Origin of the sequence: Streptomyces silvae, from assembly GCF_016745505.1 — a bacterium.
Classification (GTDB): Bacteria; Actinomycetota; Actinomycetes; order Streptomycetales; family Streptomycetaceae; genus Streptomyces; species Streptomyces silvae.
Genome location: NZ_JAERUC010000107.1, coordinates 41,197 through 65,902 on the forward strand (window position 1 = coordinate 41,197; position 24,706 = coordinate 65,902).

Here is a 24,706-nt window from a genome sequence, read left to right on the forward strand (position 1 = left end):
GCACACGCGGGGACCAACTGACCCGCGCGTTCACCACGTTCACGAACCGGGGACCATCCCCGCGTGCGCGGGGAGCAGTCGACCCGCAGATATCGCCATGCCGCGTGGGCGGGACCATCCCCGCGTGCGCGGGGAGCAGGAGAGGTACTTCCCCGCGGTCCCCACGACGCCGGGACCATCCCCGCGTGCGCGGGGAGCAGGCGAGGATCGCACCGACGTTGGCCGTGTCGTCGGGACCATCCCCGCGTCCGCGGGGAGCAGAGGCAGGCCCGGTTCGATTCGCTGCTGCGCGGGGGACCATCCCCGCGTGCGCGGGGAGCAGATCATGGGTGATCCGTACCCCGGCAAAGTGACGGGACCATCCCCGCACGCGCGGGGAGCAGACTCCCTGACCTGCTGTTCTATCGGCCGCCAAGCCGATTCTGATGCACTTTCATCGATTCCGACATTGTTCCCCAACCCCTCAATTCGGTCGCAACCTCAAGCGGTTTCACCTGATCATCCCTCCCGCATCGGGGCGACACGCCACAAATTTCCGACCCCGCCTGCACCACAAACCCGTACCGAGGTGAGTAAGGTAACCGCATGACCGTCCCATACTCCCCCGATGACAGGGAAAAGGTAGTCGCCAAGCTGCCCGCCGCCTTGCGACAAGAACTCAAGGTCAGGGCAGCCGAGTTCGGCGTCGACATCAAGGACGCCGTGACCGAAGGCGTCCAGGCGTGGCGTGCGGATGACGCCGAGCGCGCCCCCGTGGACACCACAGGCGGCAGTTCGTTCTCCACCTATCTCCCCACCGGGCTGTACGGGGAGTTCAAGGACGACTGCAAGCAGCGCGGCATCCCCTTCAACCAGGGCATCGCCCAGGCAATCCGTCTCTGGCTCGACACACACCCCTCCCCCCGTAGAGGCGCAACGCGGCCGAGCTGGGCCCGCAGGTTCATCTTCGGCAACCAGAAGGGCGGGGTCGGGAAGACTGCCACGTCCTCCGGTGTCGCGCAGGCGCTGGCCGAGGCCGGCAACCGCGTCCTCCTCATCGACTTCGACCCCCAGGGCCACCTCACCAAGCAGCTCGGGTACGACCTGTTCGACATCGAAGCCCCCAGCCTGGCCAAGCACATGCTGGGCGAGGCGAAGGGAGAGCTGCGTGAGCTGCTCGTCCCGATAGAGGACGGTGCCTTCAGCGGACGGCTGTTCATGCTGCCGGCCTGCAAGGACGCCTTCCTGCTCGACGCCAAGCTCGCCACCAGCCGCTTCGTCCGCATCAAGGAGACCGCGCTCGAGAAGGCGCTGGAGCCGCTGGAGAGGGAGTTCGACTACATCGTGGTCGACTGCCCGCCCAGCCTCGGCTACACCATGGACACGGCGCTGTACTACTGCCGCACACGCGAAGGTGAGACGCCGGGCCTGTCCGGCATCTTCATCCCCGTGCTCGCGGAGGACTCGTCCGCCGACGCGTACGACATGCTCTACGACCAGATTCAGGACCTGTGTGCCGACATGGAGGTCGAGATCTCCATGCTCGGCTTCATCGTCAACATGTACGACAGCCGCAAGGGCTACATCGCCACGTCGTCGCTGCACAGCTGGAAGGAGATCGGCGACCCGCCGGTCATCGGTGTCATGCCTGAGCTCAAGGAGCAGCGCGAGTCCGTGCGGCTCAAGCAGCCCCTGCTCTCCTACGCCCCGAAGTGCGAGCAGTCCGAGATCATGCGCGCCATCGCTCGGAAGGTCATGTCATGAGTGTCGCGGACCGGCTCGGCACCGGCTCCTCCTTCGGGGGCGTGCCGCGCGGTCGGAGCGCCCGAGGTCGGGCAAAGGCCATAGTGCAGGGCGATGTTCCGGCGTACGAGCTGCGGCGTCTGCAACTGGACGATGTCGCGCCGACGCCGCTCAACCCTCGTCGCAACTTCGGTTCGGAGGAGGACCTCACCCGCTTCGGTGAGGAGCTGCGCGTCGCCCAGCTCGCGGCGTGCGTCGCCGTGTCCCGTCCCGCGTACCTGAGGCTGTGGCCCGAGCACGAGGCGCAGATCGGCGATTCCGCGTACGTACTCGTCAATGGCGAGCGGCGATTCCGCAGCGCGGTGCACGTGGCTCTGGAGACGTTGGACTTCGTCGTACGCGACGATCTGGCCGCCTCTCGCGAGGAGTTCGTCGATCATCTGCTCAAGGAGAACCTTGAGCGGGAGGACTTCGATGTCGTCGAGCGTGCGCGCGGCGTCCTCGAGCTCGTACGGGTATGCAGCGAGGAGTCGGAGAAGGGGGCCCGGGCCCGGGCCGCCAAGCGGTTGGGGCGTGATCGTTCCTGGGTCACCAACCAGCTCGCGCTCCTCGAACTCCCCTCCGAGCTGCTGACGATGCTCAGCTCGGGCTCCCTCGCCGAACGTGACGGCCGTCTGCTCGCACGGCGGCTGAAGGAGGAGCCGACGCTGGGCGGGGCTGGGCTGCTGGCCCACCTCAAGGAGACCCGGGAGCAGGAGGCTCGCTCGCGCGAGGAGGAGAAGCGTCTCCTGCAGCAGGCCAAGAAGACTGCGGCGACGCGGTCCTCCGCCCCGGCCGAGAGCACAGGAGCCGTCGACCGCTCCCCCGCACCCGAATCCGTGTTGTCCGCGGACAACACGCCGCGCGAGACGGAGGCCGCTCCGTCGGCCCCGCGTCCGAACCTCTCGCCCAGGAATTCCATCCCCGCTGAGGAGCGCGTGTTGTCCGCGGACAACACGACTGTCGAGGAGCAGCGCCCCCCGGCGGCAGCGGCGCCCGCCCCTTCTCCGACGTTGTCCGCGGACAACATGCACGGCACCAAAGGAGACCCTGCCGAACCTGCGTCTCAAGGGAACGGGACAACCACACCGGCGGAGGAGCGCAGTCGGCTTCTTGTGCGCCAGCTCGGCACCTCGGTCGAGGAGCAGGCACGTACCCTCGCGTCCGGCCTTCCCCCTGAGCAGCTGACGCAGCTGATCGAAGAGCTCCACGCATACGTGTGAGAGGGCTCATCGGTTCGGTGCGCCGGAGGCGATTGCCTCCGGCGCACTTCTGTTTCCAGCTGCGGCAGGGGCCGCCGAGGGCCGGCCCGGCTGTGGCCGGCCTGAGCAAAGGGCTCAGCCTCCTCGGCATACCGATACGGTAGGCCCGGCCGGCTCAGACCTCTGGGTCGGCCTGCCGCTGGGACAAGGTGATCCGTCGGCGCTCCAGGTCCACATCAAGGATCTTGACTCGCAGAGCACGTCCGATCTCGATGCCGAACCGGGGATCCCCCACCTGCGGGCCGGTCAGCTCGGAGTTGTGCACCAGCCCTTCCAGACCGTTCTCCCTCTCCTCTATGCGCACGAAGACACCGAAGGGAACGAGCTTGGTGACGGGCCCGAGAACTATGGTGCCGACCTGGGCTGTCAGCTCCTTCATCGGATCGTCCAGCAGAGCTCTGAGCGACAGCGCCACCCGCCCCCGGACCGCGTCCACACCCAGGACCTGTGCGTGAATGAGCTGGCCCACGGATACGACGTCCGACGGATGAGCCAGCGGGCGCCATGACAGCTCTGGGATGTTGATGATCCCTACGTGCCCCTCGACATCGACGAAGGTGACGCCGAAGGGGGCTGTCTCGATCACTGTGCCTGTCACAACCTGGCCGGCCCGCAGTGACTTGAGGAAGGCCCACTTCCGGTCGTCCGGTGTCGGCTCGGTCCGCCAGCGTGCCCGTACGACGCCGTCGCTGTCGGGCAGGACAGCGGTGAACAGTGGCACGTATTCATCGGCGTACACGGGCATCAGGGCTGCCGCCGTGGCGCCGGCCATCCGCACGGTCAACTCCGCGTGGTCCTCCTCATCTGCCAGAGCACGGTGAACCCGGCCGTCCGCGTCCTGCCAGACTGCTTCCACCAGGCCCTCGTCAGGAAGTGAGCCGAAGACGGCGCCGACATCGGGGGAGAGGGCGGGCCAGACAGCCAGCCGGGCGCGCGGCACCAGTCCAGCGCGTACGTTGCCGAGGGTGTCACCGCTCAGTGGGTGCCACCGGGAGGCTCCCTCGACGTACGTCTCCTCGAGCAGCCCCGCGCGTCCTGAGGCAACGGCCCAGGCCACCACTGACCAGAACTCGGCGTCTGCCGGCCGTTGGACGTCCGGCGACTCCGTCTCCACGGCGTAGGGGGAGGCGCCCAGGTTCTCAGGAAAGAGGCCCAGCGCACGCGTCCGCGCCACCGCCTCCTCGCTGGGCCGGCTGGTGCAGACGTACAGGTACTGGTCCCATCCCACATGCACTTCGAAGGTGCCGTCCGCCTCCAGCCGGCACCAGGCGCCACTCTCGCGCAGCATGCATCTCACCAGCTCCAGGGCTGTGGGCAGCTGAACTTCCGCTCCGTCATGGAAGCCGTGCAGGCCGTTCGAGAAGAGAGCGCCCAGCCCGTAGTCGTCCGCTGCCGCCGTAACTCCGAGGTGAGCCAAGGACGGAACTCCGGGTTCCCGTACGGCGAGACGGTCGATTCCGGCATCCGCGGCGAATGCGGCGACCGCCTCGAGGTAGGCCGCTTCGGACTCACCGCGATCGCTCACGATGTCCTGGGGCCCGTGGTAGTGACCATGCTCGTCACGGTCGGCGGGGTCGTACTTGGTCACGCGGTAGACAAAGGGAAGCACGGCTCCATCCTGGGTCATGGTCTTCTTTGGACGACAGGTCGGGACGATCGCCGCTACGAGGGAGCAGGGGTGGGAGTGTGTTGTCCGCGGACAACAACTGAGCGACGGAACGCCTTGCTGGAGCGTGCCGGGTCGCGTGCCCAGGCACGACCATGTCGGGATGAGCTCTTTCGGTTGTTGTCCGTGGACAACAACCGAAAGAGCTCACCAACCGAGGTCAGGTGCCTACCGCTAGCCCGCGTGCTCGGGGAGCAGGCGTCGACGCCCAGCCGGTCGATCGCGTACGTGGGACCATCCCCGCGTGCGCGGGGAGCAGCAGGAGAAGGGGCTCGGCCAGTTCGCCATCGTGGGACCATCCCCGCGTGCGCGGGGAGCAGAGGGACGAGTCGGAGCAGCGGACGCGGGAGGTGGGACCATCCCCGCGTGCGCGGGGAGCAGACTGCGCGACCTGCAGGTTTATCGCGGGAGTACCTCAGTTTTGAGCACTTTCAAAGAAACCGACATTAAGTAAATTTCCCCCTGGCCCTCGGCAACAACCGATCAACCCTACCGACGACCCGCCGCAGTTGAGGCGGCATCAACCACAACAACAACACATTCTCCGCAACTTCTTCATTCACCTGCGGAACCCCGCGACCGGCAGATATTCATCTGGCATGACAGTCGAGGGAGGTTCCGCACCGACCTGCGGGCAAGGCTGCGCGGCCCCGCGCTCAGTGTGTGGGCCAAGCATGACCGGGACTCCGATGGGTGGCTGCCGTTGTGGCGGCACATGGCGGACAGCGCCGCGGTGGCGGGGTTGCTGTGGGACGAGTGGTTGCCGCTGTCGGTACGCAAGCTGGTCGCCGCCGAGCTACCGGGTGGCGCGGACGACGCGCGCCGGCTCGCTGTGTGGCTGGCAGGCGTTCACGACATCGGCAAGGCCACCCCGGCCTTCGCCTGCCAGGTCGAACCGCTCGCGCAGGTGATGCGGGCAGCAGGGCTGGAAATGCGTTCCCAGCGGGCGATGGGCGCTGACCGGAAGCTGGCCCCTCACGGGTTGGCCGGGCAGGTGCTACTGGGGGAGTGGCTGGAGGAGCGGTACGGCTGGACCGTCGCGCAGACAGGGCAGTTCACCGTCGCGGTGGGCGGGCATCATGGCATCCCTCCCGAGCACGGACAGATCACTGCCCTGGACCGGCATCCCCAGCTCCTGCGCACCCCCGGAGGCAGTCAGACCCTGTGGCGACGTGTCCAGCACGAACTGCTGGATGCCTGCGCGGCGGAGTTCGGTGTGCACGACAGGCTAGGCGCCTGGCGGTCGGTGAAGTTGCCGCAGCGCGTCCAGGTGGTTCTCACAGCTCTGGTCATCGTCTCCGACTGGGTCGCCAGCAACCCCGAGCTGTTCCCCTACTTCCCTGAGGACATCCCCCGTAGCAACGAGGAGCGGATCGCGGCCGCCTGGCAGGGCCTGAATCTGCCGGGCGCATGGCAGGCCGCGGAGCCGACTGCTGATGTGAAGGAACTGTTCGCCTCCCGCTTCGCACTGCCGCCGGGCGCGAAGGTCCGCCCTGTCCAGGAAGCGGCTGTGGAACTGGCCCGGGCCATGGACGAGCCGGGGCTCCTGGTGATCGAGGCGCCCATGGGGGAGGGGAAGACCGAAGCCGCGCTCGCTGCCGCGGAAGTCCTCGCCGCGCGGTCCGGTGCGGCGGGGTGTTCTTCGCTCTGCCGACGATGGCCACGGGCAACGCCATGTTCCCCCGCCTCCTGGACTGGCTCGACCGGCTTCCCGCACCGGATGGGACGCGCCATTCGGTTCTGCTGGCCCACTCCAAGTCCGCCCTGAACGAGGACTTCACCGACCTGATGGACCGGGGCCAGGTCAAGGCTCTTGATCACGACGCGCCGGAAAACTCAGACGGCGGGCGGCAGTTGAGGCCCTCCAGCCGTACCCGCTCAGCTTCCGCCGAGTTGATCGCCCACGCATGGCTGCGCGGGCGAAAGAAGGCCATGCTGTCGTCGTTCGTCGCGGGCACGATCGACCAGTTGCTGTTCGCCGGCCTGAAGAGCCGCCATCTGGCTCTCCGCCACCTCGCGGTCGCCGGCAAGGTGATCGTCATCGACGAGGCGCATGCCTACGACACCTACATGAGCGTCTACCTCGACCGGGTACTCGCGTGGCTGGGTGCCTACCGCGTCCCGGTGGTGGTGCTCTCCGCGACTCTCCCGACGAACCGGCGACGCGAGCTGGTCGAGGCGTATTCAGGCAGGAAGAAGGCCGATTCCCGCGACTTCGACACTGTCGCTCAGGCGGAGGAGTACCCGCTTCTGACGGCTGTCGCGCCTGGCGGGGCGCCGGTCCTGCGGCGTCCCCCGGCCTCCGGCCGCTCTGTGGACGTCGAGCTGGAGCGAATCGACGACGACCTGACGCTCCTCGCCGACCGGCCGGCAGTCGCCTCCGCGACCGCACCGGGCTGGGAGAGCCGCCCGTACGGCCCGTTCCTCGACCAGCTCGCCGCAGGGGGCCAGTGGACGTTCAGGTTGACGGCCAACCCCATCCAGCACATTCGCCGCAAGGACGACGAGCCCACCAAGCGCACCGCACACGTCACCCCCGTCCACCAGATGGGCTGGCTCCTGGACCGGCAGGAGCGGTGCGGGTTCCGTGTCCTCGAGAAGCCCGCCGAACGGCGTCTGCTGCCCAGCGGCACCACGCACACCGGTCAGCCTCACCACGGCGACCGCTACGAGCTCACGGTCCACGACAAGCGTTCGCTCTCCTTCGACAAGTCCCGCGGCCCGGGTCCGAAGGCGGCCCGCAAGGCCCCTGTCAGCCTGGTCACCGTCACCTTCGACGGCCGGCTCGAGGTCACCGATCCCGAACTGCTGTGCCGAGCCCTGCGGCAGGGCATCGGTAAGGCCAAGGCATACGGCTGCGGCTTGCTCACCCTCGCGCCTCTCGGTACTGCAGGGTGAGCCGATGACGACGGTCTCCCGCCGCGCCGCCCTCACCCCTCGCCAGCTCACCCGCACCGGGGAGCGGTCCTCCTTCATCTACCTCGAGCGCTGCACGGTGCATCGCGACGCCAACGCCATCACGGCCGAGGGCACCACCCACATCCCGTCGGCGACCATCGGCACCCTGCTTCTGGGCCCGGGCACCCGGATCACACACCAGGCGATGAGTGTCCTCGGGGAGCGGTCTGCTGGGTCGGCGAACAGGGCGTGCGTTACTACGCCGGAGGGCGTGCGCTGACGCGCTCGTCCGCTCTCGCCTAGGCGCAGGCAGTGCAATGGGCGAACGTCCGCAGCCGGCTCGGTGTCGCGCGGGCGATGTACCGCCTGCGTTTTCCGGACGAAGACCCGGCCGGCCTCACGCGCCACGAACTCCTCGGTCGCGAAGGCCGCCGCGTCAAGGACTGCTACCGCGCCCAGGCCGCCCGTACGGGAGTGCCCTGGCGAGGGCGTCGGTACACCCCCGGCGATTTCACCAGCCGCGACGCGGTCAACCAGGCCGTCACCGCAGCCGCCCAGTGCATGTACGGCATCGCCCACGCGGTCGTCGCTTCCCTGGGCTGCAGCCCGGCTCTGGGCTTCGTGCACTCCGGTCACGAACTGTCGTTCGTCCTCGATGTCGCCGACCTGTACAAGACCGAGATCGGCATCCCGCTCGCCTTCGACATCGCCGCCGAGGACGAGGAGGACGTCGGCCCACGCACACGCCGCGCGCTGCGGGACCGCATCAACGAGACGACCCTGCTGGACCGCTGCGTCGAGGACATCAAGGGACTCCTCCTTCCCGGGGGAGCCCCCGGCGGCACCGTCTCGAACGAGGACCCCGACGTGGTCACGCTGCAAAGTGACGGCGGCCGGGCAGTGGCGGCAGGGCGCAACTACGGCGGGGGAGAGGGCTACAGCGACGTGGAGGCGTCCTGGTGACGGTCATCGTCCTCACCAACTGCCCAGCCGGACTGCGCGGCTCTCACGCGCTGGCTGCTCGAGATCTCGGCAGGCGTGTTCATCGGCAACCCGTCAGCACGGATCCGCGACCTGCTGTGGGAAGAAGTCCAGCAGTACGCCGAGCAAGGCCGGGCCCTGCTCGCCCACACCACGGACAACGAACAGGGCTTCACCTTCCGCACCCACGACCACGCCTGGCACCCGGTCGACCACGAGGGCCTGACCCTTATCCGACGCCCGAACGCGAAGACTGCCTCCTCCGCCGGGCCGACGCAGAAGAAGGGCTGGAGCAATGCAGCAAAGCGGCGTCGGTTCGGGCGAAGGTGAGGGCGGAATGAGTGTTTCGAATGGTATGCCGGTTTCAGTGAAACTACTCAAAAACAGCGCCCGAGCCTAGCAACGCCGCAGGTCACGAAGCGTGCTCCCCGCGCGTGCGGGGATGATCCCGGCGTCGGCGCACGATGAGCTGATCGCTGACCTTCGAATATGCCAGATTCCTCCGAATACACCTGGTGAGTGACTGATGCCCGAGCCGATATCCCAGACACCTGATGCCTACCGGGTGCCCGATCTGGCCGCGAAGTTCCACGCCATGTGGGGCGACGCGGAGCCCGCTCTCGCGGAGGGTACTTACAACGCCGGCTCCCTTCCGCGCCACGGCGATCCCCGCTGGGGGCTGAGTCTGGTCGTGCCGATCGACGGCGCGATCCGGGATGCGATCGCCCAGGACCTGGGCCCGATCGCTGCGGCCCTGTCGCCGCACCACTTCACCTACCTTCCCGGGAACCTGCACAGCACTGTGCGCAGCCTGGAGGGCTATCAAGACCAGGTGCCGCAGCACCAGGTGGCGTTTTCGCAGACCTCGTCGAAACCGCGCTGAAGGACTGCCCACCGATCGAGATCGAGCTGTCCGGGTTGGGGGGATCGAAAGGCGGGCTGTTCGTGTGCGGGGCCCCCAGTGACGGTCTGGTCCAGTTGCGGACCAGACTGCACGAGGCCGGCACGGCCGAAGGCCCGCGGGCGCTCGCCAGCAACGACTACACGACCATGCGGGACACCGCCCATGTCTCGGTCGCCGTGTTCCGGGCGCCGGTCGTCCCCGAGCGCTCGATCGGTGGTGTCGTCTCCACACGCCGTGAAGAGCGCTACGGGACAGTGCGGCCTGCGGTACTGGACCTCGTCCGGTACGACCTGGCGGGCGGGGAGATCACGATGAACCGTCTCGCCGGTATCGACTGCGCGCGGTGAGGTCCGCCGGCATGGCAGCGGTCGAAGCCGACGGAACGGGAGACAGCGCGCGGACTGGTGTCCGCAGCCGGATATGGCTCCCAGCCGGCACCCATCACGGACGCCTACCCGGAAACGCTTTTGCCGTCTTCGGCGTCCCGTTGATCTGCTGGGCGGTCGGCAGGCGCTGGCCCCGCAGCGGCCGGGCCAGCGGCAAAACCGACGTGAGAAGAGCGAGGCAGGTCGCAGCCTACGTCCGTTTCCCGCACCGGGTGACCACAAGGTCGCTGTACCTCAGGTGTGATGAACTGCGTTCCGATGTCGAGACGTTGATCTTGTCTCGAACAAGAGAGCTGGGAGGGGCCGTGGGCCTTGGTGGGGGGACGTGGCAGCGACTGACCGCCGTCGTGCTCGTCATGGCGGTGGCGGCCGGGTGCACAGGGCAGGGCGAAGGTCCGGGCGGCGGAAACGACGTAGACCTGCTGCGGAACCACGACTGGACGCAGATGCCGGGCACCACCGCGCGGAAGGACATCCTGCGGGTCAGCGCATTGGATCGGCAGATCGTGGAGCAGGACTCCTCCGGCGGCCAGCCCAACCCCCCGCTGAACCTGGCCGGCCCGCATCTCAGGTCCGACGGCGACTTCACCGTCACCGCGCGCATGTCCGGAGTGGGTGACGATGACGGCGACGCATGGCTGAGGCTGTACGGACGTGTACCGGTCATCTACGACGAGTGGCGGCAGGAGCGGCCCTCACTCCGCGTCGGCGTGACCGCCGGCGGACACGTGAAGGTACAGATATGGGACGGCGAGGGCGATGAGCCGGCCACCTCCAAGGACTTCGACTGCGGCTGCTCCGGGACGGTGACGCTCGCCGTGTCGAGCATCGGTGACGCCTTCGGCGTGCAAGCCGACGGGCGGCAGCTGGGAACCGTGCCGGACCCGGGGGTGTTCGCCGAGGGCACTGTCTGGTTCGGTCTGGAGGCGGACGCGGGCGAAGACGAGCGCCGCGAGGGATGGCGTCTGACGCAGCTGCTCGCGCGGGCGGAGAGCGGTGACTCGCTCCGCGTGATCAAGGCGCCGCGGCTACGCCAGGAGCAGTCCGACGACTCGCTGCGTGCGCGGGCCGCAGACGTGGGGCGGCCGTTCGACGTCGGCGCCGCCCTGGCCGAGAACCCGCTGCTCACGGACTCACGCTACCGGGCGCTCGCGGGGAGCCAGTTCTCCATGCTCACTCCGGAGAACGCGTTCAAGCCACAGTTCCTTCACCCACGCCGGGGCGTCCACGACTACCGCGACGCGGACCTACTCATACGCTTCGCCCGCGCGAACGACATGAAGGTGCACGCGCACACCCTCGTCTGGCACGAGGCTCTGCCCGACTGGATGCGGGAGGACGACGACCCCGAGGAGGTGCGCCGGACCATGCTCCGGCACATCGCCATGGTCGCCGGGCACTTCAAGGGAAAGGTCGCGGAATGGGATGTGGTCAACGAACCCTTGTCCGACGACGAGAGGAGCTACACCAACGGGGATCTCGGTCTGCGCTCCGAGCAAAGCCCGTGGTTCGAGGCCATGGGCGAGGAGTACATCGACGAGGCGTTCAGGGCCGCCCACCGGGCCGATCCGAAGGCACGGCTGTTCCTCAACGAGTACGGGGTCGAGGAGGAAGGCGAGCGGTGGGACGCCCTCTACGATCTGGTCAAGCGGCTCAAGGAACGCGGCGTACCGATCGACGGCGTGGGTTTCCAGAACCATGAGTACGCACCCGGCGACCGCGTCGACCCGGAGACCTTCCGCAGCCATGTGCGGGATCTGGCGGAGCTCGGGGTCCAGGCGCGGGTGTCGGAGATGGACGTCCCCATAGGTGAGGACGAGGACGACGGGCGACAGACCCAGGCTGATGAGATGGCGGGCAAGCTGCGGGTCTGCCTGGAGGAGCCGAACTGCACATCGTTCTCCACATGGGGAATCACCGACCGGTACGGTTCCACCGCCGACACCAAGATCTATCCTCCGCGCACGGCCGATTCCCTGCCGTGGGACGCGGCCCTGCGGCCGAAGCCGGCGTACGAGGGCCTGCTCGAGGCCTTTGACGAGGCGTAAGCACCAAATTTGTGGCCCTCAACTTGCCCACTCGCAGTCCACGGGACGAAAGCGGTCCGCCGACGGTATCGGCGGACCGGCACGAAACTTCGAGGTGAGAAGTTCCCCGTCAAGGGCTGCGGCCTCTGTGCGGAGAGCGGCGGCAACTCTGGCGAGGGCTAGCGCTCGACGTGGACAGCAGGGTCAGAGCTGGCGCCTCCGGCGGGTGAGGGCGGGGACCGAGGCACGGTATGCCCCCTGCTGTTCCAGGTCCGCGTTGGTCTCCTGAGGTCCAGCAGATGTGAGCCTGCCTCACAGAAAAGCCTGCAAGGCAAAACCGCTCGTGGACATCGGAACAGGCAGAGCGCAGCGCCGGCCTGGGGCGCTAAAAACGGCCGTAGCGGCCCCCACAGAGAGGCCTGAGCTTCGGACGGCTGGTTCAGGTCGGGCTCGTCGGCCGACTGATCGCCCGGCGGAGCTGGAGAAGAACAGCCTGAAGGAGGGGCAGCCGGCGGGGGGTTCTGTCCGCAGCATCGAGCCCTTGATCATCTGAAAAGACGATTGAAGGAGAGATTGCCCTACGGGGGGAGGGGCCAGACTCTCTCAGTCCCTCGTCCCTTCAGTCCCTCGGTAAAAAGCCAGGTCAGGGCGGTACTCCCAGGGACCGAAGGGACTGAAGGGACCAAAATCCCCTGTTCCACCTGCGTGCAGGCGCGTGTATGCGCGCGTACGTAAGACTGACCCTTACATATCTCTGGTGCGCTGATAACTAGCAAAATGGGTCCCTTCAGTCCCTCCGTTCTTCGGCATATGTGCTCTGACCTGCGGAAACACCACTGGGACTGAAGGGGGACCGTTCAGTCCCCCCGCCCCTGCAGGCTTTCAGTCCCTCCGCCGGACAGTCAGCGAACAGCCGGCCGGAGCACGCCCCCCGATGCAGGCGACCAACCAACCGACAGACGGGCTCTCAGCTCCCCGAACCAGGGACCGGAGGGACTGAAGGGACTGTTTTTGCCATAAGTGCTCATGCCTCCCACAGAGCGGCAACCCCGTCCGCTAGGCTCTGCCTGCTATAAGGGAAACTCAGTCCCTTCAGTCCCTCCGGTCCCTCAAGTGGTCCCGCCTGACCAGGCAATATGTCCAGGACCGAGCGAGGAACAGCCTGAAGAGCAGCCTTGGCCGTGCAAGCCGTACAAGAGGAACGGACCGACGAACAGTGCAGCGCCCCGCCGACACCGCCTCCTTTGGGATCGCGCAGCAGCCGCGTCCCGCGGACGTGGCCCGGTGGCTCGCAGGCCGTCAGTGGCCGGTCCACCCGCTCGCACCGGGCCGCAAGACGCCGGCCGCCAACTGTGAGCAGTGCCGGGTCCGCAGCCACGATCCCTCCAGTTGCCCCTGCCATGCGCAGGGGAAGTGGTGTCACGGCTTCCACAGTGCGACGACCGACCTCGCTCTCGTCGACGCCTGGTGGAGCAGGGAGCCCCGCGCGGGCGTAGGCGTGTCGTGCGGGCCTGCCCACCTTGTCGTCCTGGACGTCGACGCCCATGCCGCCCAGGTCCCGGACCGTGACCGGCTTCTCCCGGGCATCCGTATCCCGGAGCAGGTCGACCTTGCCGGCCTCGCTTCAGGCTTCGACACGCTGGCCCTGCTGGCTGCCTACCGGCAGAAGCCGGATCCGGCCGAGGACGAGAGCACTCTGCGGGTCCGCACCCCGTCCGGGGGACTGCACATCTGGTACGTCAACTCCGAACCTGCTGTGCGCTATCGCTCCTCCACCGGATCGAGTCCCAGGACCGCGCTCGCCTGGCAGGTGGATGTGAGGGCGCACGGTGGATACATCGTGGCGCCGACGACCCGTACCGCAGCAGGCGTCTACAGGCCCCTGGGGGCCGTACGGGAGCCTGCCCCGCTCCCGGCCTGGCTGGCCGCCGAGCTGAGGCGCACGGGCCATGTGACGCCTCGTGTGTCCCCGGTTCCCGGCCCGCGGCCGCACCGTCCGGCCAGGCCCACCCGGACCGGTGGCGCGCAGGCGTTCTTGCGGCCGCTCATCGAGACCGTTCGTGCATGTGCGGCCCATGCCGAAGGCACCGGCTTCACGGAGAAGCTCAACCGGGCGGCGTTCACAGCGGGAGGGCTCGCCGCAGCAGGACATCTGAATCAGGCCGAAGCCCGCCAAGAGCTCGCAGAAGCCGCTCACTATGCTCGTCCCCACCAGAACCGCCGTAATGAGACGATCATCGACGCAGCCCTTTCCGCAGGCGCCAGCCGCCCGTTCCACCCCAAAGGACTCGCATGAGTAGCGCCGAGAGCAGCCGCTTCGATGCGGTCGCCGCCGCTCAGCAGATGCTCGACCTCGAGGGCGCGGCCCCCGCGTGGGTGCCTCCCCAGCAGGTACAGGCGCCTGTCGCGGCCGAGGCACCGGCACTGCTGCCGCCCATGCTCACCGACCGCGGCAACGCGAAGCTCTTCGCCCAGCTCTACAGCGACCAGTTTCGTCACGTCGAAGGCCTCGGCTGGTACTGCTGGGACCAGTTCCGGTGGAAGCGCGTGGGCGGCGAGAAGGCCGCTCTGTGGGCCGCGGGCGACATGGCCGAGCAGATGTCTCCGACCGACCCCCGCGGCATGTTCAGCGACCGTGAGATCGCCCAGCACCGTCGGCGCACCATGTCCACGAGCGGGATGAAGGCGCTGCTTCACCAGGCGAAAGCCGCGCCCGCGCTCAGTCTCGACCCCGACATCCTCGACGGTGACGCCTACTCCCTGTGCACACCCGCCGGCGTCGTCGATCTCCGTAACGGCCGTCTGCACAAGCCGGATCCCATGCGGGACCTCCACTCGCGTGCCACCCAGGTGGCGCCCCAGGCGATGCCGACCCCTCGCTGGCACGCCTTCCTGGACGACACCTTCGGCGCCGACGCCAAGGGCCAGGAGATGATCGACTTCCTTCACCTGCTGCTGGGGTACTCCATCACCGGCGACGTCGGGGCGCAGGTCCTGCCGTTCCTCTGGGGCAAGGGCGCCAACGGCAAGTCGGTTCTCCTGGACGTCATGATCCAGGTCATGGGGGATTACGCCGACGCGGCCCCGCCCGGCTTCCTGATGGACAAGGGCAACTTCGCCGAGCATTCGACGGAACTGACGGAGTTGCACGGCCGCCGCATCTTCGTCTGCAGCGAGCTCAAGCCCAACGACAAGTTCGACGAGGCCCGGGTCAAGCTCCTCACCGGCGGGGACAAGATCAAGGCCCGCCGTATGCGGCAGGACTACTTCAGCTTCACCCCGACCCACAAGCTCTGGCTGCTGGGCAACCACCAGCCGGAGGTCGGCACCGGAGGACACGCGTTCTGGCGCCGCATCAGGCTCATCCCGTTCGAACGGGTCGTCGCGGCCGACCGGAAGATCGACAACCTGGCCGGCGAACTCGTCCAGGAGGAGGGTCCCGGCATCCTGCACTGGCTGATCCAGGGCGCGATCCGCTACCTCACCACCCGGGACCCCCTGAGCGGGCCGTCCTCCGTACGTCTGGCCACCGCCGCGTACGAGACGACCGAGGACCACATCGGGCGCTTCCTCGCCGAGTGCTGCCTGCGCCAGAGCCCGGACACGGGTGACCTGCGTGTGGAACAGGGCCTCCTCTACGCGACCTACACCAGCTGGTGCAGTTCGGAAGGCATCCGGGCGGACACCGCCAGGGCCTTCGCCGGCCGCATCCGGCAGGAGGTGGGACTCGCCTCTCCTGCCGAGATGTTGAAGTCCAGCGGCAAGAAGTACTACCCCGCCGTCGCGCTGCTGAAGGACGACATCGTCCATCCTGACGGGCCGACAGGTGGACGCCCATGAGGAACCACGGCCTCCTGCCCAGGATCCGGACATCGCCTTACCATGGGAGCGTCCCGGACCACCGCACTGCTTGGCCCGCGCCGAGTAGCCGTAAGCACCACCACATGACCGACAAGGAGCTGCGTCCATGAGCTCGCTGCTGCATGAAAGCCAGCTCGCACACGAAGCGAACGTGGTGTGGCTGGAGGACCTCGACGACCTCGACTACGTCCGCCAGGCGCTCGACAAGAGCACCCGCCGTGGCGGGAAGCCCCGTTACGCCCGTGACGGACGCATGGTCGGCTACGCGGAGCTCGACAGGGACGCCGAGGCCAATCCCGACAGCGGCCTCTTCCAGCGCCGTACCTTCTTCCTGCTGCCCCACGACAGACCGAACGACCCCGAGGGCCTCTACAAGGAGGGCGCCCCGGGGGAGGCGGTCGACCCGAGGACGATCGAGCCTCGGCGGGTGGGGGAGAAGACCCCGCGCTCCCAGGGGAAGCGCAGAAACGAGATAGTGCCCTCCTGAGAGCCCCTCCTGAGGGACTCAGGAGGGTGCGCTCCCGACGGTGTCCTCCGCCGGGATCCGGCATCGGATGCCCCTCGTGCGCTCCACCAGGGGCGCGGCACGAGGAACACCCTGCCGAGGGCGGACTCACCGGACAGTCACCGCGACCGGCGCAGTTCCCTGACGGCGGCGACGGTGCCCAGGCAGATGAGCATCGTCGATCCGAAGGCGGTGCCGCCGGACAGGACCGCGTCGGTGAGCCCCGAGCCGCTGTGTGCCTTCAGCATGATCACCGTGAGGGCGACGACGGCGGAGAAGAGCACCATCACCAGTAGCCACAGCGCCCAGGTGTGGGAGGGCGACGCTGGTACGGGGGTCGGCGAGGCCGGGGGAGTCACAGGGGTCCCTTCATCGGTGGCGGAGGTGGGCGGACGGGATTCGCTACGGTCGGTCGTCATGAGCGCGTACCGGCCTTCGGCTGCGTGACATCGGTGGCACCGTCCAGGTCCGAGAGCATCAGGCGTTCCGCCACGGTCGTCCGGGTGTGAGCGACTGCCGCAGCGAGGCGGCTGTGGGCCGCGGCTTGGGCGTCGAGCGCGTCGAGGACCGCGACGACACGCTGCTGTTCCGGGTACGGGGGAAGCAGTACGGGCTGGTTGCCCAGCGCCGCGGCACTGATGGACGGCGCACCCGTCGCGGTCGCGCGGTCCCGTACCCAGGCAACCGACTCGGGCCGCCCCAAGTAGGCCGCGAGATAGCCGGGGTGGACGCGGGCCCGTTGCCTCTCGTCCATCCTGAGCCGGATCACATTGGCGCTCATCAGCCGGCCGGCCCCCGCGTCCCGTACGAGGGCCGGAGGGCCCACGGCCCCGGTCCGTACGCAGACGATGTCCCCGGGTTCGAGCAGGAAGCGCTCCAGGCGCCGGGCGTGTTCCGCCGCCACGTGACGGTCGTCGGCCAGTTCGGCGATGCGGCCCTCGCGCAGATTCTGGGGGTAGACCAGAGGCACACCGCCGTCGGTCGTGACGTGCCCTTTCAGCAGGCTGTACGACGGGCCCGCCTGGATCGTGCACAGGCCGGACAGCGTCACACGTTCCCATCCGATGGCATCGGGTAGCCCCCTCTCCTGCGGCACGTGCTCCGCCCGCTGCTCCACCTGCTCCAGAGCGGAGGCCGCGGCGACGTCCGCTTCCCATGCCAGCTGCTTACGGAGCTCCAGTTCGGCCAGGGCTTCCGCGTGCGCGGTCTCGGCGGTGTGCCGGCGGGGTCTGTACGCATCGATGTGGTCCATCGGGCTGAGCGACCAGTCCTGCTGCCCGACGGCCTCCCGGGTCACGACCGCGGTCGGCACGGCCGGGTTCCGCCCGCTGTCGTCGCCCGGGTTCGAGCCGCCTCGGTAGGCGTCGAGGATCGCCTCCACGTCCGCGTCCTGGAGAGCACGCTTGCCCCGGACCGGCGTCCCCACCTCACGCGCGTCGAGGAACAGGATCTCGTCGCGGGCCAGTGACGGATGGACCAGGAACCACACCGAGACGGGCACGGACGTGTCGGAGAACAAGCGGTCCGGCAGGGCGACGACGGCTTTCACCACGCCGCGCTCCACCATGGCCCGCCGGATCCTCTTCTCCGAGCCGTTCGCCGAGTTGCCCGCCTTGTTGGGCATGATCACGGCAGCGACGCCGTCCTCCCGCAGCGAGCCGAGCACGTGCTGTACGTACGCGAGGTTGTCGTTGCCCAGGGGAGGAGGCCCGTACGGCCAGTTGCCCTCGATGCGCGGTGCCCCGGTGGAGTCGCGCATGTTGAACGGGGGATTGCTCAGGACGAGGTCGAACTGCTCGGCGGTGGACGCCGAGGATGGTGCCGACGTGGCCCAGGGCGGTGCGCCGGAGGAGACATGCACGGTCGGCCGCGCACCGAGAAGAGCCAGGTTCATCGTCGCCAGCGGTGCCGTGTCCCGCCCGTGGGTGAGTCCGCGGACCCGCATTTCGCGCGGAGCCGTGCCCTGCTGAGCACACCAGGTGGTCGCCGCGGCGAGCAGCTCCCCGCCCCGGGCGTACGGATCGTAGACACCCAGCGGGGCGCCGGCTGCCGTGTTCTCCTCCGCGATGCGGACCATGACGCGTGCCACGGCGCGCGGAGTGAAGAACTCACCGCTGTCCAGCCCGGCCAGCAGCTCGTACTCGTCGAGCATGAGCTCGAAGGCCTCCGGGCCGAGTTCCCCCACCAGGCGCACCACGTGCCGTAGATCTCCGTACGAGCGGGGCTCGAGGCGCACCAGCGCCTGGCGCATCGCCGGACGCATGCCCAGCAGCCTCAGTTGCTGGTCGACGGCCGCGGCGATGTGCTGGAGGAGGGCGGCGGCGCCGTCCGAGCCCTGCCCGTTCGCGGACATCTGGACGACGCCGTCCCAGTGAGCCCCGCCGGACCGCCGCAGGAAGTGCAGCGACACGAGCAGGTTCACGTAGTCGACCCTGGAGCCGGCTCCTCGGACCCGGTCGCACAACTGCCCCATGAGCTCACGCACGTGGTCCGCCGTACGTGGATCCGGCCGGGCACCGGGCGCGGCCGGCCGGGGTGCGTCCGTACCGGCGGGCCGGGGCGCGTCCGTCCCGGCCGGAGCACTTCCGACGAGGGTCCGGCGCGCCCGTGCTCCGTACGTCGTACCGTCCGGATCTCCGTGCAACCGGCTTCGCGGAATGGTCCGCTCGTCCAGCCAGGCGAGGATCTCGGAGCGCCGGAACAGCTCCAGCTCCCCGCCGCGCTCGGGGGAGGGGAAGCCGGGGATGCGGCGCCACTGCGTGATGGAGGCCCGGGAGACGCCCGCCAACGTGGCGATCTCTGCTTGCGAATGGAGCTGATCCCGGTGGTCAGCGATGGACATGATCTGAACTCCCTCGTGGCCGCCGCTCGGCGGCCCTTCGCTTCGAACCATAGGGAGTGAGAGCTACGAGTGCTGCCTGCGCACCAGCGGTGCGCACCTAGTGCGTTGGCATCCCTTACCTTCCCCGGTAAGGCGTGGATGCCTCAAATATAGGGGGCACAAGCCTTTCTGGCTGTCTGTTTCACCTTCTCCGAGACCTGCTTCTTCTGAAGGCCCTTCAGAGCTGTCTCGTCGTTCCGGGGCTTCTGAAGGCAGAGAACGACGGGCGGAGTCACGATCTCGGCGGTGCGCGCGATGATGGATGCGTGGACTACAGCCTTGTGATCGCCGCCGCCCAAGCCGCCGGCCCCTGCCCGCCCGGCGAGGAAGCCTCCTGGGGCCGCCGCGTGCAGACGCTCACGGTGGACCTGCACATGATCGCCAAGCAGGCGGCGCAGGACGTCGACCGCCTGGAGAGCGCGAAGACGTTTGTCGCGTTCCTGGAGAAGGTCGAGATCGAGGAGACCAGCCGCCGCGGTCTGCTCACCCTGCGGCCGCCGTCCGGGGATGCAGAGAACATCCGTACGGAGCAGGAGGAGACGGACCGCGGCCGCCAACTGATCGAGCGGGCCCGCTCGCTGGTCGGAAGGTGGGTGCTGGTCTACCGGTACAACGAGGAGAAGGCGGGAAACCGGCAGCACAACGTACGCATGCTCGCGCACCTGGTGGACCTGGGTGACGGAGCGATCTCCGTCAACATGGCGAAGAAGGTCCTCCTAGACGACGCCGACGGCGTCGTGACGCGGGCACAGGGTGCCTGGGGGAGCGCGGGCCTGCCGGACACTGGCACGGTGGGCGTTGAGCAGCTGCAGAAGGCCCGTGCCGCACTGGCGCCGTGAGTAGCGCCTGGCGGTGTTCGTGGTTCCGCCTGCTGGTCTCTGCAGAGTCGCCTTCCAGCTGCCAACTCACCATCCGGTCCCCCCGGCAGCGCACCACCACGGCTTCCACCAGCCGGTCCCGGTTCAGCTCCACCCCGCACAGCTCCGCCGCCAGCCACTCGGCGAGCTGGGCCTGGTCCTCCTCCGTGCACTCCGTAAACCCGAACGCACCCCGAATCTCCACCCGGTGCCGCTTGATCGCCCGCCCCGACCAGTCGTACGCGGCCCACTCCTTGGCCGGCACCTTCACCTGCTGGGCCACGTACGACACCGCGGGCACCGGGATCTCCCCGGCATCCTCCGGAAACCGGGCCTCCACCTCGAAGAACTTCAGCAACAACGCGAACCCCAGCCGGTTCGCCCCCGACTTGTTCCGCAGCCGCTCCTGGTCCTCCTCCAGCAGCGTCCAGACCTCGATTAGGTCCTCCGGCTCCCAGTCCTGCCGCACCCCGCGCTCCCTCCGGTCGTCGTGACCGGACCAACCTCGCGGAACCGATCCCTCAACAACCCCAGAAGATCGAAAACCCGGACAAGCGCACCCCTGCTTTGCTACAGAGCGCTACTTGTCACTTCGCGGCAGCTTCGGGAGGACAGGGCCGGAACGTCAGAGTCTATGATCCGGCGGACGGTGACAGCGTGTTCGGAATCGGCGCCGTCCCGGCTCGGTCGGCGTGAAAGAAGTCGGCCCCGTGAAGCGGCGGCTCGACCTCTGCTTCGCACCGTCGCGGAGCCAGGCGGACGCAGGGTATTGAGGCGGGGGCCCGGTGTACTCCCCGGTTGGTTCCCCCTGGCGGACACTTCCTCAGTTGAGGTTGAGCAAGGCGAGGATGAGTTGGACGAGTACACCCGACACGACGCCCGGAACGACCTTCGCGGCCAAGCGACGAAGGCGAGGCCACAGGTTGTGCTTGTTCTTCATGAGAGTTCCTCTCAAATTTCTCGGTCCGTGGCCCAAGGGCCGGAACCGGAAGCTTGAGAAAGAGCCGCTTGCCGAAACGATAGCGGTCCGGCAAGCCAGCCGGAAGGTTCGTGATCACCCTCGGCCGGCGATACGAAGCCGCTGAGGGCAGAGCCTCCTGACCCAAGGCAAGGTCCGCAACGGTGAGGGCCCGGGGGCGGCGGGCCGACTCGGGTGCGTCGGCCCGCCGTCCTGGCCTAGCTCCGGCGAACGGCGGAGCCGCCGGGCAGTAGGGTGCCGAGGCGTGCCCCATCTTCACCACCACGGTCCCAACTGCCACCCCGAGGACTGCGGGGCGCACGACGCGTACGTGCGGCTCGGCTCCTGGACCGCGCCCGGCTCCCCGTACAAGCTGCTCTCCGGCTCGTTCTCCCCGGAAGCCAAGCGGCACTACCGGGGCTACGTCACCGACTGGCTCAACTGGTGCGACACCGGTCGCGACCCGCTCGACCCCTACACCTGCGACCGCGCCCAGATCGCCGCGTGGATCTCCGATCGGCACCAGGACTCCCCGCTCGCCACCCGCGCGGTCATGGCCTCCGCGGTCACGTCCTTCTACGGGCATCTCCTGGACCTCGGCGTCGCTGACGGGGTGGAGAAGAACCTCACCCGCGCCCGGCTCGCCGGGGCGCCTGTCCCCACCGACCCCCAGCGCACCGGACTGCGCGGACAGGGCCCTCGCTGGTTCATGCAGGCCGCCGACCGGCTCACCGGCCGCGACGCCCACCGCAACCGCGCCATCTGCTACCTGCTGCTCAACCAGCACTTCGGACACGAGAAGCTGCGGCCCGGCACCATCCTGCTCATGGACGTCGACAACAGAACCAACGAAGGCTTCCGCACCACCTGGCGGATCAAGCCGAAGAACGCCGACGCCTCCGCCATCACCACAGTGACGATCAGCCGGGACGCCGCCCGGCTCCTGGACACCTACACCGGCAGGCAACCTGACGGCACCCTCACCCCCGACCCCGGCCAGGACCAGCGCGTCTGGAACCCCGCACTCGACACCCACCCCTCCGCCGGCGCTCTGTTCACCACCACCGCGAACCGGGCCCGCGGCGCCCGCCTGGCCCGCTCCGACAGCATCAACCGCATCGTGAACTCCGTCGTGCTCGACCACGAGGAACTCGCCCCGTACGCCGACCAGCTGACCGCCGACTTCATCGCAGCCACTCCCCCTCTGGACTCTTCGGAGGTGTAACGGTGGGGCTGGTGCCGGACACATACAGGGTGGAGGGCAGATGGATTCAACGATCGAGGAACAGTTCACCGCCGTGTACCGGTGCCATCGAGTGGCGGTCGAGCGGTACGTGCTGCGGCGTGCCCAGCCGGAAGATGTGGGTGATGTGCTGGCAGAGGTGTTTTTGACGGCATGGCGCAGGTTTGAGCAGATGCCGGCTGAGCCCTTGCCGTGGTTGTACGGCGTTGCGCGGCGGGTGCTGGCCAACGACCGCCGTGCCAGCCAACGCCGAACCGATTTGAACGACCGCTTGGCCGACCAGCCGCGCCGGCTGGATTCTGGGCACGTGGAGGAGGTCATCGCACAGACGGATGTTGCCCAAGCGTTCGACCGGCTCGGGGCTGATGACCAGGAAGTACTGCGGCTGGCGTTGTGGGAGGAACTGACGCCCGCGGAGATAGCACACGTCCTGGACCAGAAGCCTGTGGCAGTGCGGGTACGTCTGCACCGGGCCCGTCATCGGCTGCGAAGGCAACTCAACAGCTCTCGCCCTGCCTTGCCCACCGGTGTCTCGAACGCCGCCGTTCCTCCGCAGGAGGCTACCCATGCACGACACTGACAGGCTGCTGCAAGGGCTCGACCCCGCGCGGGACACACTGCCGCCGATGACGGATGCGCAGGCCGAGGCTCTCCTTGAACACATCACAGCGACCGCACGTCCTACTGCTCGCCGGGGTGCACGTCGACGTCCGCTGATGTGGGTCGCCGGGGTGGCAGCCACCGTAGTGGTCGCGGTCGGCATGATCGGTCTGATCGACGGGCCCGGGCAGCGCTCCGCCTTCGCGTCCACGCCCGCTCCGCTCAAGTTGCAGGCCTTCGAGGGAACTGCGGCAGCGCCCGTTCTGCGGCAGCTGGCACAGTCGGCTGAGAAGCAACCCGCCGCAAGCGGCGGAACGACGGAGCATTTCTCGTACGAGACGTGGTCGCTGTTCACCAGGATCGACGGAAAGCAGGTCACCTCCGAGGTCGTGCCGCAGCGCTACGAGACGTGGCAGAAAGCAGACGGCTCCACCGAACAGGTCGTGACGTGGGAAGGCGGACAGGACAAGGGCAGCTTCCCGCCCAAGAACAACCCTCAGCCGCCCTCAGCCGGCGGCACGGAAGAGATGAAGCACTGGATCCTCTCCCAGGGCGACGGCAAAAGTGCTGGCGCGTTCCTCAACCGCCTCAACGAGCGCAGTCTCGATACGGTTTTGACACCGCAGCAGGTCGCCGGGGTTCTGCGGGCGCTCGCGACGTTCGAGGGCGTGGAGTACAACGGCACCGTTGAGGATCGTTCCGGCCGCTCAGGAGTCGCCTTCTCCGTCGAATCCGCTTTCGGTGGCCTGCCGAACAAGCAGACGGTGATCTTCGATCCGCATAGCGGCAAGCTTCTGGCACACGAGGAAATGCTCACCAAGGACCCCGGCGAGCTCAACGTCAAGATTCCGTCAGTCATCGACTACACCACCCACGTGAAGAGCGACTACACCACGGGCTGATGCCTTCCGGGTCCGCCCGACTGACGTTGCAATAGCGCTGATGCCTGGCCTTCCCGATGAGAGCGGGAAGGCCAGGCATCAGCTGTGACGTCACGGGGCAGCGTGCCGCCTATGAGGTCTTGAAGCAGTCAGCCTGGTTGTCGTAACCGTTGTCGTCGTCCTTGAAGTGCTTGCTCTCCGTCCACAGGTGCTTGGTGCAGCTGCTGTCGTCGCCGGTGCGGGTCCGTCCGTAGACATAGATCGTCTTGCCCCCGCCGTTGACCCAGGACGAGGTCTTGTTGACGAAGTCGTACTTGGAGAAGTAAATCTTCGACGTGTGAGCGGCGTTCCACTGAAGGCGACGCCCCCCGTAGGAGTCGTACTGGTAGAAGCAGTACCAGTCGTTTCCGAACTTCTCGGTCGGGCACCCCTCATTCGAGCCCAACGGCACCTCCACAAAAGGCACCATCTGCCCAGTGGCCTTCGCCCGGAACGCCTGAACCGCAGCGGAACTCTCAGGAGCCTTCTGCTCCCCCGGATCCGGGAAGGACATGACAACTGCCCCACCCTCCCAAGCGACCTCATGCGGGCTGATCTGCGTCCCTCCTTCGGTGTTCGCAAGCACGTCGTCGATCGACGCCTGCAAGGTCTGCGTGGGTGCCGTCGGGTCATCAACTCCAGGCTCTTCCGATGCCTGTGCGTAGGTGACGCATGCCAGGCTTGCCAGAGCGGTGGCAGTCACAACTGCCGTACGAATCCCGAAACGATTAGCGCGCAAGGTTCCCCCCTCGAACGAAATGGGCGCGCGCAGCAGCCCACCGAGCGGCCGTCAACCGCGGCAGGCACATACCGAACAACTGTACGGAGACACTAAATCACTGTTCAGTTACTCTCAGCAATCACTTTCCGGCCAGCATGATCTACCGAAACCGGCCTCGGGGAACATCGGTACAGCGGTTATCGGCGAGAACGATCTTGATCAGGGTGTGAGGGCGCTGACCCGGTTCTCGTACTCGCGGCGGGCCTTGCGCTGGG

The 24,706-nt window shown here is 68.0% G+C and carries 18 protein-coding genes, 3 pseudogenes and 1 CRISPR repeat array; of the genes and pseudogenes, 16 read left to right on the plus strand and 5 right to left on the minus strand.

Translation table 11 applies throughout. From position 1 onward, the window contains the following. Positions 1–49: 49 nt before the first annotated feature. Positions 50–383: direct repeats of the CRISPR family, unit length 29 nt; unit sequence GGGACCATCCCCGCGTGCGCGGGGAGCAG. A 202-nt stretch (positions 384–585) separates the two neighbouring features. Beyond that, complete coding sequence (locus tag JKV81_RS16885) at positions 586–1,743, plus strand: ParA family protein (RefSeq protein ID WP_202076569.1); 1,158 nt, start codon at positions 586–588, stop codon at positions 1,741–1,743. Beyond that, entirely contained in the window at positions 1,740–2,984 is a 1,245-nt protein-coding gene (locus tag JKV81_RS16890; RefSeq protein ID WP_202076570.1) for a ParB/RepB/Spo0J family partition protein, read from the plus strand. Before JKV81_RS16885 ends, JKV81_RS16890 begins: the two co-directional genes overlap by 4 nt. A gap of 154 nt (positions 2,985–3,138) precedes the next feature. Here the strand turns inward: JKV81_RS16890 and JKV81_RS16895 are convergent, their stop codons facing one another. Further along, positions 3,139–4,650 carry a S1 RNA-binding domain-containing protein gene (locus JKV81_RS16895; RefSeq protein WP_236056899.1) on the minus strand — a complete coding sequence of 504 codons (1,512 nt, stop codon included), beginning with the start codon at positions 4,648–4,650 and terminating at the stop codon, positions 3,139–3,141. A 754-nt stretch (positions 4,651–5,404) separates the two neighbouring features. Here JKV81_RS16895 and JKV81_RS36840 point away from each other — a divergent pair. The 10 genes and pseudogenes from JKV81_RS36840 (at position 5,405) to JKV81_RS16940 (ending at position 16,233) form a co-directional block, all read left to right on the plus strand. Further along, positions 5,405–6,457 (plus strand): CRISPR-associated endonuclease Cas3'', encoded by a 1,053-nt coding sequence (locus tag JKV81_RS36840; RefSeq protein WP_372444182.1) that lies wholly within the window; start codon positions 5,405–5,407, stop codon positions 6,455–6,457. A 362-nt stretch (positions 6,458–6,819) separates the two neighbouring features. After that, positions 6,820–7,587, plus strand: coding sequence for a type I-E CRISPR-associated protein Cas6/Cse3/CasE (gene cas6e, locus JKV81_RS36300; RefSeq protein WP_372444184.1), 768 nt, complete (start codon positions 6,820–6,822; stop codon positions 7,585–7,587). Positions 7,588–7,591: 4 nt separating this feature from the next. Beyond that, positions 7,592–8,550 (plus strand): annotated as a pseudogene (gene cas1e / locus JKV81_RS16905) (type I-E CRISPR-associated endonuclease Cas1e). Beyond that, positions 8,547–8,898, plus strand: a pseudogene (gene cas2e, locus JKV81_RS16910) (type I-E CRISPR-associated endoribonuclease Cas2e). Before cas1e ends, cas2e begins: the two co-directional pseudogenes overlap by 4 nt. A gap of 196 nt (positions 8,899–9,094) precedes the next feature. After that, complete coding sequence (locus JKV81_RS16915) at positions 9,095–9,451, plus strand: hypothetical protein (protein ID WP_202076571.1); 357 nt, start codon at positions 9,095–9,097, stop codon at positions 9,449–9,451. 95 nt (positions 9,452–9,546) lie between these two features. Then, positions 9,547–9,819 carry a hypothetical protein gene (locus JKV81_RS16920; protein WP_202076572.1) on the plus strand — a complete coding sequence of 91 codons (273 nt, stop codon included), beginning with the start codon at positions 9,547–9,549 and terminating at the stop codon, positions 9,817–9,819. A 344-nt stretch (positions 9,820–10,163) separates the two neighbouring features. Then, positions 10,164–11,906, plus strand: a complete 1,743-nt coding sequence (locus JKV81_RS16925; protein ID WP_202076573.1) for an endo-1,4-beta-xylanase — start codon at positions 10,164–10,166, stop codon at positions 11,904–11,906. 1,255 nt (positions 11,907–13,161) lie between these two features. Continuing rightward, the gene (locus JKV81_RS16930; protein WP_202076610.1) at positions 13,162–14,181 is read left to right on the plus strand and encodes a bifunctional DNA primase/polymerase; all 1,020 of its coding nucleotides are present in this window, start codon (positions 13,162–13,164) and stop codon (positions 14,179–14,181) included. After that, a complete protein-coding gene (locus tag JKV81_RS16935) occupies positions 14,178–15,725 on the plus strand; it encodes a DNA primase family protein (RefSeq protein ID WP_202076574.1) in 1,548 nt (515 codons plus the stop codon). The genes JKV81_RS16930 and JKV81_RS16935 overlap by 4 nt, the downstream gene beginning before the upstream one ends. Positions 15,726–15,852: 127 nt before the next feature. Further along, positions 15,853–16,233 carry a DUF6009 family protein gene (locus JKV81_RS16940; RefSeq protein WP_202076579.1) on the plus strand — a complete coding sequence of 127 codons (381 nt, stop codon included), beginning with the start codon at positions 15,853–15,855 and terminating at the stop codon, positions 16,231–16,233. 137 nt (positions 16,234–16,370) lie between these two features. Here the strand turns inward: JKV81_RS16940 and JKV81_RS16945 are convergent, their stop codons facing one another. Both JKV81_RS16945 and JKV81_RS16950 read right to left on the minus strand, forming a co-directional pair. Then, on the minus strand, positions 16,371–16,610 hold the full coding sequence (locus JKV81_RS16945) for a hypothetical protein (protein WP_202076580.1): 240 nt from the start codon (positions 16,608–16,610) through the stop codon (positions 16,371–16,373). A 56-nt stretch (positions 16,611–16,666) separates the two neighbouring features. Continuing rightward, a complete protein-coding gene (locus JKV81_RS16950; RefSeq protein ID WP_202076584.1) occupies positions 16,667–19,093 on the minus strand; it encodes an N-6 DNA methylase in 2,427 nt (808 codons plus the stop codon). A 305-nt stretch (positions 19,094–19,398) separates the two neighbouring features. Here JKV81_RS16950 and JKV81_RS16955 point away from each other — a divergent pair, with 305 nt between their 5' ends. Continuing rightward, entirely contained in the window at positions 19,399–19,971 is a 573-nt protein-coding gene (locus JKV81_RS16955) for a hypothetical protein (RefSeq protein WP_202076586.1), read from the plus strand. 130 nt (positions 19,972–20,101) lie between these two features. On the opposite strand, the pseudogene JKV81_RS36845 reads toward JKV81_RS16955, so the two are convergent. Beyond that, positions 20,102–20,458 (minus strand): annotated as a pseudogene (locus tag JKV81_RS36845) (DUF4158 domain-containing protein); the annotation flags it as partial. A gap of 754 nt (positions 20,459–21,212) precedes the next feature. On the opposite strand from JKV81_RS36845, the gene JKV81_RS16960 reads away from it, so the two are divergent. The 3 genes from JKV81_RS16960 to JKV81_RS16970 are packed head-to-tail and all read left to right on the plus strand — an operon-like array spanning position 21,213 to position 23,692. Continuing rightward, positions 21,213–22,172: a hypothetical protein gene (locus tag JKV81_RS16960; protein WP_202076588.1), complete on the plus strand. Its 960-nt coding sequence runs from the start codon at positions 21,213–21,215 to the stop codon at positions 22,170–22,172. Between the two features lie 40 nt (positions 22,173–22,212). Next, positions 22,213–22,770, plus strand: a complete 558-nt coding sequence (locus tag JKV81_RS16965) for an RNA polymerase sigma factor (RefSeq protein ID WP_202076590.1) — start codon at positions 22,213–22,215, stop codon at positions 22,768–22,770. Next, entirely contained in the window at positions 22,757–23,692 is a 936-nt protein-coding gene (locus JKV81_RS16970; RefSeq protein WP_202076592.1) for a CU044_5270 family protein, read from the plus strand. The genes JKV81_RS16965 and JKV81_RS16970 overlap by 14 nt, the downstream gene beginning before the upstream one ends. Before the next feature lie 109 nt (positions 23,693–23,801). On the opposite strand, the gene JKV81_RS16975 is transcribed toward JKV81_RS16970, so the two are convergent. Further along, positions 23,802–24,116: a peptidase inhibitor family I36 protein gene (locus JKV81_RS16975; RefSeq protein WP_202076599.1), complete on the minus strand. Its 315-nt coding sequence runs from the start codon at positions 24,114–24,116 to the stop codon at positions 23,802–23,804. Between the last annotated feature and the right edge of the window lie 590 nt (positions 24,117–24,706).

Bases quoted from the DNA above. Each gene is read 5' to 3' on its own strand.
- JKV81_RS16915 (WP_202076571.1), top strand. From the start codon at position 9,095: ATGCCCGAGCCGATATCCCAGACACCTGATGCCTACCGGGTGCCCGAT.
- JKV81_RS16890 (WP_202076570.1), top strand. From the start codon at position 1,740: ATGAGTGTCGCGGACCGGCTCGGCACCGGCTCCTCCTTCGGGGGCGTG.
- JKV81_RS16895 (WP_236056899.1), bottom strand. From the start codon at position 4,650: ATGACCCAGGATGGAGCCGTGCTTCCCTTTGTCTACCGCGTGACCAAG.
- JKV81_RS16935 (WP_202076574.1), top strand. From the start codon at position 14,178: ATGAGTAGCGCCGAGAGCAGCCGCTTCGATGCGGTCGCCGCCGCTCAG.
- JKV81_RS36840 (WP_372444182.1), top strand. From the start codon at position 5,405: ATGGCGGACAGCGCCGCGGTGGCGGGGTTGCTGTGGGACGAGTGGTTG.
- JKV81_RS16940 (WP_202076579.1), top strand. From the start codon at position 15,853: ATGAGCTCGCTGCTGCATGAAAGCCAGCTCGCACACGAAGCGAACGTG.
- JKV81_RS16970 (WP_202076592.1), top strand. From the start codon at position 22,757: ATGCACGACACTGACAGGCTGCTGCAAGGGCTCGACCCCGCGCGGGAC.
- JKV81_RS16965 (WP_202076590.1), top strand. From the start codon at position 22,213: ATGGATTCAACGATCGAGGAACAGTTCACCGCCGTGTACCGGTGCCAT.
- JKV81_RS16885 (WP_202076569.1), top strand. From the start codon at position 586: ATGACCGTCCCATACTCCCCCGATGACAGGGAAAAGGTAGTCGCCAAG.
- JKV81_RS16950 (WP_202076584.1), bottom strand. From the start codon at position 19,093: ATGTCCATCGCTGACCACCGGGATCAGCTCCATTCGCAAGCAGAGATC.